The 15260-nt window shown below is 67.9% G+C and carries 11 protein-coding genes and 1 tRNA gene; 9 read left to right on the forward strand and 3 right to left on the reverse strand.

Features of this window, described 5'->3' with window-relative positions:
* Genes yidD through rpmH form a run of 3 tightly spaced genes read right to left on the reverse strand, consistent with a single transcriptional unit; the run spans window position 1 to window position 929 of the window.
* Window positions 1-327 (reverse strand): membrane protein insertion efficiency factor YidD, encoded by a 327-nt coding sequence (yidD, locus tag D5S19_RS05970; protein ID WP_120022311.1) that lies wholly within the window; start codon window positions 325-327, stop codon window positions 1-3.
* A 6-nt stretch (window positions 328-333) separates the two neighbouring features.
* Window positions 334-765, reverse strand: coding sequence for a ribonuclease P protein component (gene rnpA / locus D5S19_RS05975; protein WP_120022312.1), 432 nt, complete (start codon window positions 763-765; stop codon window positions 334-336).
* 20 nt (window positions 766-785) lie between these two features.
* Window positions 786-929: a 50S ribosomal protein L34 gene (gene rpmH, locus D5S19_RS05980; protein WP_120022313.1), complete on the reverse strand. Its 144-nt coding sequence runs from the start codon at window positions 927-929 to the stop codon at window positions 786-788.
* Between the two features lie 596 nt (window positions 930-1525).
* On the opposite strand from rpmH, the gene dnaA reads away from it, so the two are divergent.
* The 9 genes from dnaA (at window position 1526) to D5S19_RS06025 (ending at window position 15140) form a co-directional block, all read left to right on the forward strand.
* A complete protein-coding gene (gene dnaA, locus D5S19_RS05985) occupies window positions 1526-3199 on the forward strand; it encodes a chromosomal replication initiator protein DnaA (RefSeq protein ID WP_120022314.1) in 1674 nt (557 codons plus the stop codon).
* 1016 nt (window positions 3200-4215) lie between these two features.
* Window positions 4216-5349, forward strand: coding sequence for a DNA polymerase III subunit beta (dnaN, locus tag D5S19_RS05990; RefSeq protein ID WP_120022315.1), 1134 nt, complete (start codon window positions 4216-4218; stop codon window positions 5347-5349).
* A gap of 45 nt (window positions 5350-5394) precedes the next feature.
* Window positions 5395-6285, forward strand: coding sequence for a phosphogluconate dehydrogenase (NAD(+)-dependent, decarboxylating) (gene gnd, locus D5S19_RS05995; protein WP_120022316.1), 891 nt, complete (start codon window positions 5395-5397; stop codon window positions 6283-6285).
* 21 nt (window positions 6286-6306) lie between these two features.
* Entirely contained in the window at window positions 6307-7461 is a 1155-nt protein-coding gene (gene recF, locus D5S19_RS06000; RefSeq protein ID WP_120022317.1) for a DNA replication/repair protein RecF, read from the forward strand.
* 181 nt (window positions 7462-7642) lie between these two features.
* Window positions 7643-8212 carry a DciA family protein gene (locus D5S19_RS06005; RefSeq protein WP_120022318.1) on the forward strand — a complete coding sequence of 190 codons (570 nt, stop codon included), beginning with the start codon at window positions 7643-7645 and terminating at the stop codon, window positions 8210-8212.
* 197 nt (window positions 8213-8409) lie between these two features.
* Window positions 8410-10377, forward strand: a complete 1968-nt coding sequence (gyrB, locus tag D5S19_RS06010) for a DNA topoisomerase (ATP-hydrolyzing) subunit B (protein ID WP_120022319.1) — start codon at window positions 8410-8412, stop codon at window positions 10375-10377.
* Between the two features lie 128 nt (window positions 10378-10505).
* Window positions 10506-14354: an intein-containing DNA gyrase subunit A gene (gene gyrA / locus D5S19_RS06015; protein WP_120022320.1), complete on the forward strand. Its 3849-nt coding sequence runs from the start codon at window positions 10506-10508 to the stop codon at window positions 14352-14354.
* Between the two features lie 35 nt (window positions 14355-14389).
* A complete protein-coding gene (locus tag D5S19_RS06020) occupies window positions 14390-15016 on the forward strand; it encodes a DUF3566 domain-containing protein (RefSeq protein WP_120022321.1) in 627 nt (208 codons plus the stop codon).
* Between the two features lie 50 nt (window positions 15017-15066).
* Window positions 15067-15140 (forward strand) — tRNA-Ile (locus D5S19_RS06025).
* The last annotated feature ends 120 nt before the right edge of the window (window positions 15141-15260 follow it).

The raw sequence follows: 15260 nt of genomic DNA on the forward strand, positions 1-15260 counted from the left end.
CTACTCCTCGATCGGTGTTTCAGGCTTGCGGCGTCGCCACGAGAACTTCTCGGGCACCGGGTCGCGGCCGGGCGGGGTCCACGGGCCGCAGCGCAACAACCGGCGCAGCGCGAGGTAGGAGCCGCGGGCCGCGCCATGACGGGTCAGGGCTTCGACTGCGTACGCGCTGCAGCTCGGGTAGAACCGGCAAGCTGGTGGGAGATACGGCGAAATCGCCTTGCGATAGAACCGGACGGGCAGGAGAAGCACCCAGGCGACCGGTCCGGGTCGGGGAGGGCTGGCCTCCTCGGTACCTCCGGTGGCGTCGTGCTCGGGGGTGGCGTGCATGGCCGGTTACACCGCTGATCCGTGTTCGGGGCCCGCGCCCTGCTGACGCGGCTGCCGGGGAGCACCATCCCGGGCCGGGCCGCTGGACGGCCCGAGGCCGAGCCGGCGCAGCGCCGCATCGAGATCGGCGCCGAGTTCCGCGCTCGAAGCGGACGCCGCCGGAGGTAATGCCCGTACGACCAACGTGCTGCCCTCGGGCAGGGTTCCGAGCCGGGCCGAAACGAGATGTCGCAGCCGGCGGGTGACGCGGTGGCGGACCACCGAGTTGCCGACGGCCTTGCTCACCACAAAACCCGCCCTGGCCACAGCAGGTGTGGCCACGGGCGGGTCCGTGGTCAACGCATGGACGACGAGGCGGCGTTTGCCTGCCCGGGATCCCCGGCGGAGGACGACCCGGAAGTCCGCACTCCGCCGCAGACGTGCGGCAGCGGGCAGCACGGCGCGTCTCGGCGGCCGGATCAGGCGGACAGCGCGGCGCGGCCCTTGCGACGGCGAGCCGCCAGGATGGACCGGCCCGCACGAGTGCGCATGCGCAGGCGGAAACCGTGGGTCCGCGCGCGACGACGGTTGTTCGGCTGGAAGGTGCGCTTGCCCTTGCTCACTGCTTCTCCTGTGTCTCGGCCGTCGGGCGACGGTCATTTCCCCGGCGCCCGGCATGTCGTGCGGGTCGCACGGCAGTCTCTGGTGTCTCCTACCAACGTGTGGCCTCGTCACGACGAGCGACGACATACGTGGGCACGCGAAACGCACCCGTCGCTTACGGGAGACCTTACGAGGGTACGCACCCCCTTCGAGAGTCATGCAGCCACCCCCTCCGCCACGCATTGCGACCAGCGCATCGCGCCAGGGCTCCGGCACACCGCGGTACCGAATGGCAACACGCCGTACACCGTGAAATGCTTGCGCGGCACCACGCCTTGTGGCAACGACGGGGGCTTGTTAGCGTGCCTCTTTCAGGCCGCCGGACGGGGTGAACGCCAGGTCGTCACCGACGCTCGGCGCCATGGGTGTGGAGGCACCCGGCGTGAACGTCGAGCCCGTAAGTGGCGTGGCTGCGGGCAGCCGTACATTAGTGCACAGCTGTGGACAACTATGTGGATATCGCTGTGCCGTCGTGCGGACCGGGCCAGGATGACGCTCGAGGGCGTGCTGGGGCTGGACCGGGCGTAACGCCGACGAGGGGAGGGGAGTCAGACCGGTGTCCGAGCACCAGCACAATCTAGGTGTCATCTGGGAGCAGGTGGTGCGGGAGCTGTCCGACGGCACGCTCTCCCCGCAGCAGCGGGCCTGGATGCGAGTGACCCGGCCGATCGGCCTGCTCGACGGCACCGCGCTGCTCGCCGCGCCCAGTGATTTCGCGAAGGAAGCCATCGAGCGCGCCCTGCGCACATCGATCACCGACGCGCTGTCGCGGCGGCTCGGGCGGCCCGTGTCGCTCGCGGTGAAGGTGGACAGCACCGAGACCGTCGCGCCCGCACCCCGCTATGTACCGTCACCCGCGAGGGTGGAAAACGAGACCAACGGCCATTTCGACGGTCCTGGCCCCGATCAGGTGCGCCTCGACAGCGTGCGTCCGGACAACGGGCGCGTCGACGCCGTACGCCCGGAGAGTCCCGCGCCGTCGGTGGTGCCGCCGCGCGCGCCGGTTGACGGGAATGGCCTGCCTCCGTCGCGGCACGAGCCGCCGAAGCCGTCCCCGGAGGACGCCGAGGACACCGACGAAGAAGTGGACGAAGAGGGCGAAGCCCTCGCCGCGGTGCACGAGATCTGGCCCACGTTCTCCGGGCAGCCGATCGCCGGGCAGCCCTACACCGCGCCCGCGCAGCCGCAGACGTCGAAGACGAAGTTGAACGAGAAGTACACCCTCGACACGTTCGTCATCGGAGCGTCGAACCGGTTCGCGCACGCCGCCGCGGTGGCTGTGGCGGAGGCGCCGGCGCGCGCGTACAACCCGCTGTTCATCTGGGGCGAGTCCGGGCTGGGCAAAACGCATCTGCTGCACGCGGTCGGGCACTACGCGCAGCGGCTGTTCCCCGGGATGCGGGTGCGGTACGTGTCCACCGAGGAATTCACCAACGACTTCATCAACTCACTGCGGGACGACCGCAAGGTCGCCTTCCAGCGACGCTACCGGGACATCGACATCCTGCTCGTCGACGACATCCAGTTCCTGGAGGGCAAGGAAGGCACGCAGGAGGAGTTCTTCCACACGTTCAACACCCTGCACAACGCGAACAAGCAGATCGTGGTCTCCTCCGACCGGCCGCCGAAGCGGCTGGAGACGCTGGAGGACCGGCTGCGTACCCGGTTCGAGTGGGGTTTGATCACCGACATCCAGCCGCCCGACCTGGAGACGCGGATCGCGATCCTGCGGAAGAAGGCGGCGCAGGACCGGCTCGCGGTGCCGGGCGACGTGCTGGAGTTCATCGCCTCCCGGGTCGAGGCGAACATCCGGGAGCTGGAGGGCGCGCTCATCCGCGTCACCGCGTTCGCCTCGCTGAACCAGCAGCCGGTGGACGTCGGTCTCTCCGAGATCGTGCTGCGCGAGCTGATCCCCGATTCGCACGCGCCGGAGATCACCGCGCCGACGATCATGGGGGTCACGGCCGAGTTCTTCGACGTGACGCTTGAGGATCTGTGCGGGCCGGGCAAGACGAAGGCGCTGGCCACCGCCCGGCAGATCGCGATGTACCTGTGCCGCGAGCTGACCGATATGTCGCTGCCGAAGATCGGGCAGACCTTCGGCGGCCGGGACCACACCACGGTCATGCACGCGGACAAGAAGATCCGCAAGGAGATGGCCGAGCGGCGGCGGATTTACGACCAGGTGCAGGAGCTGACCTCCCGGATCAAGCAGCGGGCTCGGCAGTAGCTCGCTGGTCGCTACTGAGCTGCTGGATCCGTCGTATACGGCTCCAGCAGCTCTTTTTTGTCCATGAGTCAGTAGCTCCGTAACCCGGCCGGCGGCGGCTGTGGTGACGCTTGACCGGTTCGATCTCAACCCATCCCCAGCGAGCGCCGTGTCATATCCGGCCGCCGTACGCGCGCCTAGACCTGTTGCAACTCGACGCGCCGTGAAGGCGCTTTTCCTTTGCTCACAACAGCTTCGTGCTGCGTACGTACACGAAACTGCGTACGCGCGCGTACGCAGCACGAATCAACCGGCCGAAACCCATTGATACACAAGGGGTTTTCCCCAGGGTGTGAGTAGATTGCCCACAGCTTCAACGGATCCGTCACCAGCACGGATTGAAATCCGTCCACATTGCACCCACACTGAATCCACAGGTTGTCCCCAGCTCTATCCACCGGGAATCCCCAGGTTGCCCACATTTTGTCCCCAGCTGTGGCCTGTCACTCACCAGGGCGATTCGGACCGCGGTGGACACCCACAGAGCCTGGGTACAACTCGGCACACACCTGGGGACAACCATGGGGACAACTTGGCCAGACTGTGGATGAATCGGGGGAGGCCCGAAACCATCCACCGGTCGGCCGATTCATCCACCGATCCACCACCAGGGAACTCCACAGCCCGACGCGCCCAGCCACCTGCGCGAACGAGCTCTGTCCACACAATCCACAGCCCCTACTACTGCTACTGCTCTTAGATCTTGTGAAAGAGAGAACAGAACAAAAACAGGCGATGGACGAAGTTGGGGACAAGTCGGCAGGGCTGTCGTCTTGTCGACAAAGTCAAGGGGAGGCCGAGGTGACGCGGGGCCTGGGGACGGCCTAACGTGGATGCCTGCAGCCGGTCCGTCCCACGCGTGGGGGCAGGCCGGACCGGAGGGGACCCGGTCGAGCACGCCTTCCGCAGGTGCTCCCGGCCGCTGACCCACCGACCCTTCACGAGCCGCGGGGCTCGGTTGCCGAAAGGATGCGCGCATGAAGATCCGCGTCGAGCGCGACGGGCTCGCCGACGCCGTCGCGTGGGTGGCCAGAAGCCTCCCGTCCCGGCCTCCGGTGCCGGTGCTGGGCGGAGTCCTGCTCGACGCGGGTGCGGACGGCGAATCCGACGTGCTCACCGTCTCCGGCTTCGACTACGAGGTGTCCGCCACCGTCGGCGTCCCCGCGACCATCGCCGACGGCGGACGGCTGCTCGTCTCCGGCAGGCTCCTGGCGGACATCACCAAGGCGCTGCCCGCCCAGCCGGTGGAGATCTCCGTCGACGGCGCCCGCGCCACCATCACCTGCGGCAGCGCGCGGTTCAGCCTGCCCACCATGCCGGTGGAGGACTACCCGCAGCTGCCGTCCCAGCCCGCGCACGCGGGTGAGCTGCCCGGCGATGTCTTCGGCCAGGCGGTGACCCAGGTCGTCACCGCCGCGGGCAAGGACGACACCCTGCCCATGCTCACTGGCATGCGGTTGGAGATCTCCGGCGAATCGCTGACACTGGTCGCCACCGACCGGTTCCGGCTCGCCATGCGCGAGTTCACCTGGAAGCCGGCCGAGGGTCTGTCGGACGCCGCGGTGCTCGTCCCGGCGCGCACCCTCGCCGAAGCCGCGAAGACGCTCGGTGGCACCGGTGCCACCGTGAAGCTCGCGCTCGCCAGCGGTGACGGCCTGCTCGGTCTGTCCGGTGCCGGTCGCTACACGACCACCCGGCTGCTCGACGCCGAGTTCCCGCCGTATCGCCAGCTGTTGCCGGCGAACCACACGTCGCGCGCGGTCATCGAGGTCAGTGCGCTCGCCGAGTCGATCAAGCGCGTCTCGCTGGTCGCCGAGCGCGGCACCCAGGTGCGGCTCGAATTCGGCGAGGGCACGCTGCGGCTGTCCGCCGGTGGCGACGACGAGGGCAGTGCCGAGGAAGAGCTGCAGGTCGACTACGAGGGCGAACCGGTGACCATCGCGTTCAACCCGGGTTACCTCGTCGACGGGCTCGGCGCGCTGCACAGCGACCGGGCCGAGCTGACCTTCACCACCCCGAACCGTCCGGCGCTGATCAAGCCCGCGGACGCCGAGGGCAACGTCGTCCCCGGGTACCTGTACCTGCTCATGCCGGTCCGGCTGCCCGGCTGACAGGCCCTCGCCCCGCGGATTTTCCTTACCAACCAAGGAGCTCTCATGGTTCAGCTGGGTCTGGTCGGCCTGGGCAAGATGGGTTTCAACATGCGCGAGCGGCTGCGCGCCGCCGGGCACGAGGTGGTCGGCTACGACCGCAACCCCGAGGTGAGCGATGCCGCCTCGCTGGCCGATCTGGTGGCCAAGCTGACCGGTCCGCGCATCGTCTGGATCATGGTGCCCGCAGGCGAGCCGACCCGGCAGACAGTCATCGAACTCGGGCAGCTGATGGCCGAGGGCGACCTGGTGATCGACGGCGGGAACTCGAAGTTCACCGACGACAAGCTGAACGCCGACCTGCTCGCCGCCAAGGGCGTCGGCTACCTCGACTGCGGGGTGTCCGGCGGGGTGTGGGGCAAGGACAACGGCTACGGCCTGATGGTCGGCGGCGCGGCGTCCGATGTGGCCCGTGCGATGCCGATCTTCGACACGCTGCGTCCGGAAGGCCCGCGGGAAGAGGGCTTCTCGCACGCCGGTTCGGTCGGTGCCGGGCACTACGCGAAGATGATCCACAACGGCATCGAGTACGGCATCATGCAGGCCTACGCCGAGGGTTTCGAGCTGCTCGAAGCGTCGAAGGTCGTCGAAGACGTGCCGGCCGTGATCAAAGGCTGGCAGCGCGGCACCGTGGTCCGCTCCTGGCTGCTCGATCTGCTGGTCCGCGCGCTCGACGAGGACCCGGACCTGGACGACCTGGAAGGGTACGTCGAGGACTCCGGCGAGGGCCGGTGGACGCTGGAGGAAGCGGTCAACCACGCGGTGCCGGCGCCGGTGCTGTCGGCGGCGTTGTTCGCCCGGTTCTCCTCGCGGCAGAAGGACTCCTCCGCGATGCGTGCGGTGGCGGCGCTGCGCAACCAGTTCGGCGGCCACGCGGTGAAGAAGGCCGGGAGCTAGCCTCCCGCGCGGTCCCCTTCCGTGTATCTGCGACATCTCCAGGTCACCGACTTCCGGTCCTGGCCGCAGGCCGATCTCGCCCTGGAGCCGGGGCCGGTCGTGCTGGTCGGCCAGAACGGCCGGGGGAAGACGAACCTGCTCGAAGCGGTCGGTTACGTCGCGACGCTCGGCTCGCACCGGGTCGCGACGGATGCTCCGCTGATCCGTCATGGGTGTGAGCGCGCGCTCGTGCGGGTCGCGGTGGTCAACGAGGATCGTGAGCTGACGGTCGAGCTTGAGATCACTGCCGGCCGGGCCAATCGGGCGCGGGTGAACCGTGGCGCCGTGGGCAAACCACGTGACGTGCTCGGCATTCTGCGTACCGTGCTGTTCGCTCCGGAGGATCTCGCTTTGGTGCGCGGAGACCCGAGCGAACGACGTCGGTTCATGGATGAGCTTCTCGTACTTCGCGCGCCCCGGTACGCGGGTGTGCGCGCGGATTACGAGAAGGTTTTGAAGCAGCGCAACGCATTGCTCAAGACCGCGGGCAAGCGCCGTACCGGTCGCGAAGATCCGTACGCGCTGTCGACGCTCGATGTGTGGGACGACCATCTGTCGGTCGCAGGCGCGCAACTGCTTGCGGCGCGGCTGAACCTCGTCGCAGACCTTGCGCCGTACACAGCCGACGCGTACATGGGCGTCGCGCCGGACTCGCAGCCGGTGAAGATCGCGTACCGCTCTTCGCTGGGCGAAGCGATCCCACCGTCCTACGGCACGCCCGGTGGCGAGCGCGCGGAGCCTGAGGCGTTGCGTGGGCTGCTGCTGACGGCAATGGCGGACGTACGGCGTAACGAGCTGGAGCGTGGGATCAGTCTCGTCGGGCCGCATCGGGACGAGCTGGAGCTGATTCTCGGCGAAACACCGGCGAAGGGGTACGCGAGCCACGGTGAGTCCTGGTCGTTCGCGCTGGCGTTGCGGCTCGGTAGTTACGAGCTTCTGCGTGCCGAAGCGGGTGAGCCGGTGCTTTTGCTGGACGATGTGTTCGCCGAGCTCGACCGCAAGCGCCGGGCCCGGCTCGCGGAGGTCGCCGCGGGCGCTGAACAGGTGCTCATCACCGCGGCGGTCGACGAGGACGTCCCGGCGGAGCTGGCCGGCACCCGGTTCATGGTGGCAGACGGTGAGGTGACGCGTGGCTGATCGCACAGCACGACCACGCCGGGTGACTGGTGTCACATCGGGCGTCCATCGATCTGGGGATAAACCTGTGGACAGTGTGGATAAACCGGTGCCCGGGTTATCGCGGCGCGTGACGAACCGGCCGGATGGTGGTCTTGACAGCGCTGCCGCCGGGAAAAGTCCAGGTGACTCCGTCCGTCCGGTGACTGATGGTGAGGGTCCCGCTGGGCCGAACGGGCACGCGCCTGGGGAGCAACCTCGCACCGGCCGCGACCTGGCGCACGCCGCGCTCGAAGCGGCGAAGGCGAAGGCCCGCGAACGCGGTGCGCCCCCGAACCTGCGTCGTGGCCGGATCGGGGGCGGGGGCACCGGGCAGCACCCGCGCCGTCGCCGCTGGTCCGGGCCGGGTGCCGACGCCCGCGATCCACAGCCGCTCGGCCGGCTGGTCTCCCGGCTGATCAGCGACAGTGGCTGGCAGGACACGATGACCAACGCCCGAGTCTTCGGGCAGTGGGCGCGGCTGGTCGGCGAGGACGTCGCCGAGCACGCCCAGCCGGTGACGCTCAAGGACGGCGAGCTGACCGTGCGCGCGAGTTCCACCGCGTGGGCCACGCAGCTGCGATTGCTTCAGGGAAAGCTGCTCGCGAAGATCGCCGCGGGAGTCGGGCACGGGGTGGTCAAGCGGATGCGGATCCAGGGCCCGACCGCGCCGAGCTGGCGGAAAGGCCCGCGTCACGTGCCCGGCCGCGGCCCGCGTGACACGTACGGCTGACCGGGGTTGCGTCGCGGCCGGATGAGTTCCCCGAGAACCGCGTGACGACGCTCCGGATACGAGCGGACTAGGCCAGGGGTGATTTCGCGCCGCTGTGACCCGCTGAGGGGTGTCCTTGCCGCATGTGAGCGAGGGCGGCCAAGTACACTGGTGAAGTATCGAACGTCCGCTGGGCGAGACGAGGAGAAACAGCGCCGGTGACAGAGAACAAGAGCGAGTACAACGCGTCGTCCATCACCGTGCTCGAAGGCCTCGAAGCGGTCCGCAAGCGTCCCGGCATGTACATCGGTTCCACCGGTGAACGCGGTCTGCACCACCTTGTCCAGGAGGTGGTGGACAACTCCGTGGACGAGGCGATGGCGGGCTTCGCCACCAAGGTCGAGGTTACCCTGCTCGCCGACGGCGGGGTCCGCGTCGTGGACGACGGCCGTGGCATCCCGGTCGATCTGCACCCCAAGGAGCAGAAGCCGACCCTCGAAGTGGTGCTCACCATCCTGCACGCGGGTGGCAAGTTCGACAGCGACTCCTACGCGGTGTCCGGAGGCCTGCACGGCGTCGGCGTCTCCGTGGTGAACGCGCTGTCCACCAACCTGCTGGCGGAGATCCAGGTGGGCGGCCGCAGCTGGCGCCAGCTGTACACCGACCAGGTGCCCGGCCCGCTGGAGGACCTCGGCCCGGCCACCGAGACCGGAACCTCGATCACCTTCTGGGCGGACTCGGACATCTTCGAGACCACCACGTACAACTTCGAGACCATCTCGCGCCGGCTGCAGGAGATGGCGTTCCTGAACAAGGGCCTCACCCTGTCTCTGCGCGACGAGCGGGTGTCCGACGAGGAGACCGAGGCCGACGCCGAGGGAAAGCAGGCCCGGGTCAAGGAAAAGGTCTACTGCTACCCGGGCGGTCTGGAAGACTTCGTCAAGCACATCAACGGCAGCAAGGACCCGATCCACGCGAGCGTGATCTCCTTCGAGGCGAAGGGCCCCGGCCTCGAGATCGAGGTCGCGATGCAGTGGAACACCGGGTTCACGCCGTCGGTCTACACCTTCGCGAACACGATCAACACGCACGAGGGCGGCACCCACGAAGAGGGCTTCCGCGCCGCGCTCACCCGCGTGGTCAACGCGTACGCGCGCGACAAGAAGCTGCTTCGCGAGAAGGACGCCAACCTGACCGGCGACGACGTACGCGAGGGGCTCGCCGCGATCGTCTCGATCAAGCTGGCCGAACCGCAGTTCGAGGGGCAGACCAAGACCAAGCTGGGCAACAGCGAGGCCAAGACGTTCGTGCAGCAGCAGTCCAACGAATGGCTCGCGGACTGGTTCGAGCGCAACCCGACCGAGGCCAAGACGATCATCAACAAGTCGATCTCCTCGGCACAGGCCCGGCTCGCCGCGCGCAAGGCCCGGGATCTGGTCCGCCGCAAGGGTGCGCTGGAGATCGGCGGCCTGCCCGGCAAGCTCAAGGACTGCCGCTCGAACGATCCGGGCGAATGCGAGCTGTACATCGTGGAGGGCGACTCGGCCGGCGGTTCGGCCAAGGAGGGTCGCGACTCGATGTACCAGGCGATCCTGCCGATCCGCGGGAAGATCATCAACGTGGAGAAGGCCCGGATTGACCGGGTGCTGAAGAACACCGAGGTCCAGTCGCTGATCACCGCGCTGGGCACCGGCATCCACGACGATTTCGACCTCTCGAAGCTGCGCTACCACAAGATCGTGCTGATGGCCGACGCCGACGTGGACGGCCAGCACATCCGGACGCTGCTGCTCACCCTGCTGTTCCGGTTCATGCCGCAGCTGGTGGAACACGGCCATGTTTATCTCGCGCAGCCGCCGTTGTACAAGATCAAGTGGCCGCGGTCGGAGCCGGAGTACGCGTATTCGGACAAGGAACGCGACGGCATGATCCAGGCCGGTGCCGAGGCCGGGCGGAAGCTGCCCAAGGACGACGCGATCCAGCGTTACAAGGGGCTCGGCGAGATGAATGCCGAGGAGCTGTGGGAAACCACGATGGACCCGGCCAACCGCCTGCTGCTCAAGGTCACTCTCGACGATGCCGCGCAGGCCGATGACCTGTTCTCGGTCCTGATGGGGGAAGACGTCGAGTCCCGGCGTTCGTTCATCACGCGCAACGCCAAGGACGTGCGGTTCCTCGACGTGTAGGAGACCTCGATGACCAGGCTTGAACACTGCCCGGTGTGTTTCGGGACCGGCCAGGTTCGAGGAAAGACTTGTCCGCGATGCGGTGGGACCGGTGCCACCCGGCCGCCGAGTGAAGAGAAGAGCCCGTAGTGACCGAAACCTTGCCGCCGGAGCGCGATCGGATCGAGCCGATCGACATCCAGCAGGAGATGCAGCGCTCCTACATCGACTACGCGATGAGCGTGATCGTGTCCCGGGCGCTGCCGGACGTGCGCGACGGTCTCAAGCCGGTGCACCGCCGGGTGCTCTACTCCATGTTCGACTCCGGGTTCCGCCCGGACCGTGGGTACAACAAGTGCTCCCGCGTCGTCGGCGACGTCATGGGCAACTACCACCCGCACGGCGACTCGGCGATCTACGACGCACTCGTGCGGCTGGCCCAGCGCTGGTCGATGCGGTACCCGCTGATCGACGGGCAGGGCAACTTCGGCTCGCCGGGCAACGATCCGGCTGCCGCCATGCGGTACTGCCACCCCGCCGGCACGCGGATCAAACTCGCGGACGGAAGTACCGTCCGGATCGGTGACATCGTCCCGGATGCGAAGCCGAACAGCGACAACCCGATCGACCTCAAGGTGCTGGATCGCAATGGTGATCCTGTGCGGGCGGAGATGCTGTTCCACTCCGGTGAGCACCGGACACTGAAGGTCGCCACCCGTGAGGGCTACGAGGTGGCCGGGACCGTCAACCATCCGGTGCTCTGCCTGGCGAACGTCCTTGGTGTGCCGACTCTGCTGTGGAAGCTTCTCGGCGAGATACAGCCCGGTGACCGCGTGGTCCTGCAGCGCACCGAGGCGCCGTTGGACGACGGCACGGATGCCCGCGAATGGGCGGCGGGGATGCTGGCCGGCGCGTTCGTCGCCGAGGGGTTTGTTTCCGAGAACCGCGCTGGTTTCACCAACATCGACGAAGAATTCTTCGCGGCGGTGCTCGACGCGTATGACCAGGTCGTCGGTGGGCGCCGGTACGTGGCCAGGCGCCGGATCAAGTCCGGTTCGATGCTCCACGAGCTGGACATTCAGGACCTGACCGCACTGCGTGCCAGCGTGCTGGGCGAACTCGCCGGGCACCGCAGTGCGCAGAAGCGGGTGCCGGAGTTCGTTTGGAAGTCCGGACGAACGGTGAAGCAGGCGTTCCTCGTCGGGCTGTTCACCGGCGACGGTTCCTGCTCTGTCCTGCCGCGGGACACGGTGCAGATCTCGTACTCGACCCCCAGCGCCCAGTTGGCCCGCGAGGTGCAGCAACTGCTGCTCGAGTTCGGCATCGTTTCCCGGCGCACCGAGTATGCCGACGGTGAGTACAAGGTCTACCTCGGCAACCGGCGGGACGCCCGGCTGTTCGCCACCCGGGTCGGTTTCCATCGTGCCAAGCAGGAACAGCTGGAAGCGATTCTGGACCGGATCCCCGCTGACTCGCGTGCGATGTCCTCGGATCATGTGCCGTTCGTCGGTGCCTACATCCGGGAGCACGGCGCCGACCGCTGGACCGAAAAGGACTGGCTGCGCCGGCACAACGTCGACCGGGTTGCGCGCTGGGAGACCCGCCGCGAGGAGATCAGCGAGCGGATCAGCAATCCCGAGGTGCTCTCCGTAATCGAGCCGTTGGTGGACGGACGATTCTATTACGCTGAGGTCGAGTCGGTCGCCGACGCCGGTGTGCAGCCCGTTTACAGCATCCGGGTCGACACCGATGACCACGCTTTCGTCGCCGACGGGTTCGTCAGCCACAACACCGAGTCGCGCCTCGCGCCGTTGGCCATGCAGATGCTGGCCGACATCGAAGAGGAGACCGTCGACTTCCGCGACAACTATGACGGCCGCACCCAGGAACCGGACGTGCTGCCGTCGCGGTTCCCGAACCTGCTGGTCAACGGCAGTTCCGGGATCGCGGTCGGGATGGCGACCAACATCCCGCCGCACAACCTGCGCGAGGTCGCCGACGGCGTGGTGTGGGCGCTGGAGAATCCCGAGGCCACCGACGACGAGCTGCTGGCCGCGCTGCTCGTGCGGATCAAGGGCCCGGACTTCCCGACCAAGGCGATGATCCTCGGCACCTCCGGCATCGAAGACGCCTACCGCACCGGCCGCGGTTCCATCCGGATGCGTGCGGTGGTCGAGGTCGAGGAGGACGCGAAGGGGCGCACCACGCTCGTCGTGTCCGAGCTGCCGTACCAGGTGAACCCGGACAACCTGGTGGAGAACATCGCGCACCTGGTGCGCGACGGCAAGGTCGTCGGTATTTCGGACATCGCGGACGAGTCCAACAGCCGGTCCGGTATGCGGATCGTGATCACGCTGCGCCGCGACGCGGTGGCCAAGGTGGTGCTGAACAACCTCTACAAGCACACCCAGCTGCAGCAGAACTTCGGCGTGAACATGCTGGCCCTGGTCGATCAGGTGCCGCGCACGCTGCGGCTGGACCAGGTCATCCGGCATTACGTCAATCACCAGATCGACGTGATCGTGCGGCGGACCCGGTTCCGGCTGCGCAAGGCCGAGGAACGCGCCCACATCCTGCGTGGCCTGGTCAAGGCGCTGGACATGCTCGACGAGGTCATTGCGCTGATCCGGCGTTCGCCCTCGGCCGACGAGGCCCGGCCCGCGCTGATGGAGCTGCTGGAGGTCGACGAGATCCAGGCCACCGCGATCCTGGACATGCAGCTGCGCCGGCTGGCCGCACTCGAACGGCAGAAGATCATCGACACCCTGGCCGAGATCGAGCTGGAGATCGCCGACCTCAAGGACATCCTGGCGAGGCCGGAGCGGCAGCGCACCATTGTCCGCGACGAGCTGACGGGGATCGTCGACAAGTACGGCGACGACCGGCGTACCCAGATCATCCCGTTCGACGGCGACGTGTCGGTCGAGGACCTGATCGCGCAGGAAGACGTCGTCGTCACGATCACCCGCACGGGGTATGCGAAGCGCACCAAGACCGACCTGTACCGCTCGCAGAAGCGTGGCGGCAAGGGCGTGCAGGGCACCGCGCTGCGGCAGGACGATATCGTCCAGCACTTCTTCGTGTGCTCCACGCACGACTGGATCCTGTTCTTCACGAACAAGGGCCGGGTCTACCGCGCGAAGGCCTACGACCTGCCCGAGGCCAACCGCAACGCGCGTGGCCAGCATGTGGCGAATCTGCTGGCCTTCCAGCCGGACGAGCAGATCGCCCAGGTCATCGAGATTCCGAACTACGAGGTGGCGCCGTACCTCGTGCTCGCCACGCAGCGCGGGCTGGTGAAGAAGACCAAACTCACCGACTTCGACTCCAACCGCGCCGGCGGCCTGATCGCGATCAACCTGCGCGAGGGCGACGAGCTGATGGGCGCGGTGCTCGCCGCGGCCGAGGACGACCTGCTGCTGGTGTCCGCGGGCGGCCAGTCGATCCGCTTCCACGCCACCGACGAGGCGCTGCGCCCGATGGGCAGGCCGACCTCCGGCGTGCTGGGCATGCGGTTCAACGACGGTGACGAGCTGCTCGCGATCGGCGTGGTCAAGGAGGACAAGTACCTGCTGGTCGCGACCGAGGGCGCGTACGGCAAGCGCACCTCGATCGAGGACTACCCGGTGCAGGGCCGGGGCGGCAAGGGTGTGCTCACCATTCAGCACGACAGCAAACGTGGCAGGCTGGTGGGGGCACTCATCGTCGACGAGGACGACGAGCTGTTCGCCATCACCTCCAGCGGCGGAGTCATCCGCACGCCGGCGCGTGACGTGCGCAAGGCCGGTCGGCAGACCAAGGGCGTGCGGCTGATGAACCTCGGGGAGGGCACCACTCTTCTCGCGGTGGCACGCAACGCCGACGAGGGCTCGGACGTCGCCACCGATGGTGAAGAAGGTGCCGCGGAACCCGGCGGTGAGGCCGCCGTCGCGACCGGGGAACCTTCGACCGAGAACGAGCCGACCACAGTAGAAGACGGGACGGCGCCGGAGCAGTGAGCGGCGCCCCACGCACGGGTAAGGACTGACTCAACGTGGCACCATCCGACAAGTCCGACGGCAAGTCGGCCACTCCGCCCTGGCAACGCACCGCCAAGGACGGCGGCGACTCCGAGGCCACGGTCTCGACCGGGGTCGCCACCTCGGATGCGACCTATGCGGAGCAGGAGCAGGACCACTCGGCCGCCGGCCATGCGGCGGCTCCGCTCTTCGGCGACCAGCCGGCCGGCGGCGACGTGCCGCCGGCCGGGCGCACCCGTCCCACCCCGAGCGCGCTGCGCCGCCCCGGCCGCGGCCCGCGGCGGGCCAGCCTGCAGATCAAGCGGTTCGACCCGTGGTCGGTGCTGAAATTGGCGCTGGTGCTGGGCGTCGCACTGTTCTTCGTGTGGCTGGTCGCAGTCGGCGTGCTGTACACGGTGCTCGACGGTATGGGCGTCTGGGACAAGCTGAACGGCACGTACTCGTCGCTGGTCGGCGGCGAGGGCGCCAGTGCCCCGGCGGACCCTCTGATCAGTGCGGGCCGGGTGTTCGGCATCGCGGCGATCCTCGGCGCGATCAACATCGTGCTGATTTCCGCGCTGGCCACCGTGAGTGCGTTCATCTACAACGTGTCGGCAGATTTGGCGGGTGGCCTGGAAGTCACCCTGTCCGAGCGGGAGTAACCCGGTTGCGGGCGCCGAACAGGCGTCCGGTAGAGTCCATTCCGTTCGACGGGCCCATAGCTCAGGCGGTTAGAGCGCTTCGCTGATAACGAAGAGGTCCCAGGTTCAAGTCCTGGTGGGCCCACCCGATTGGCCGATCCCTGCTTGTTGCTGGCGTAACTTCGCGGGGATCGGGTGGTGATTATTCCCGGGGGGTGACCCCCGGACCCCCAGGCGGGGGGCGTGGCCCGGTTCGCGTGTGTGT

It is taken from the genome of Amycolatopsis panacis, from assembly GCF_003600245.1.
GTDB lineage: Bacteria > Actinomycetota > Actinomycetes > Mycobacteriales > Pseudonocardiaceae > Amycolatopsis > Amycolatopsis sulphurea.

Bases quoted from the DNA above. Each gene is read 5' to 3' on its own strand.
- yidD (WP_120022311.1), bottom strand. From the start codon at position 327: ATGCACGCCACCCCCGAGCACGACGCCACCGGAGGTACCGAGGAGGCC.
- dnaN (WP_120022315.1), top strand. From the start codon at position 4,216: ATGAAGATCCGCGTCGAGCGCGACGGGCTCGCCGACGCCGTCGCGTGG.
- gnd (WP_120022316.1), top strand. From the start codon at position 5,395: ATGGTTCAGCTGGGTCTGGTCGGCCTGGGCAAGATGGGTTTCAACATG.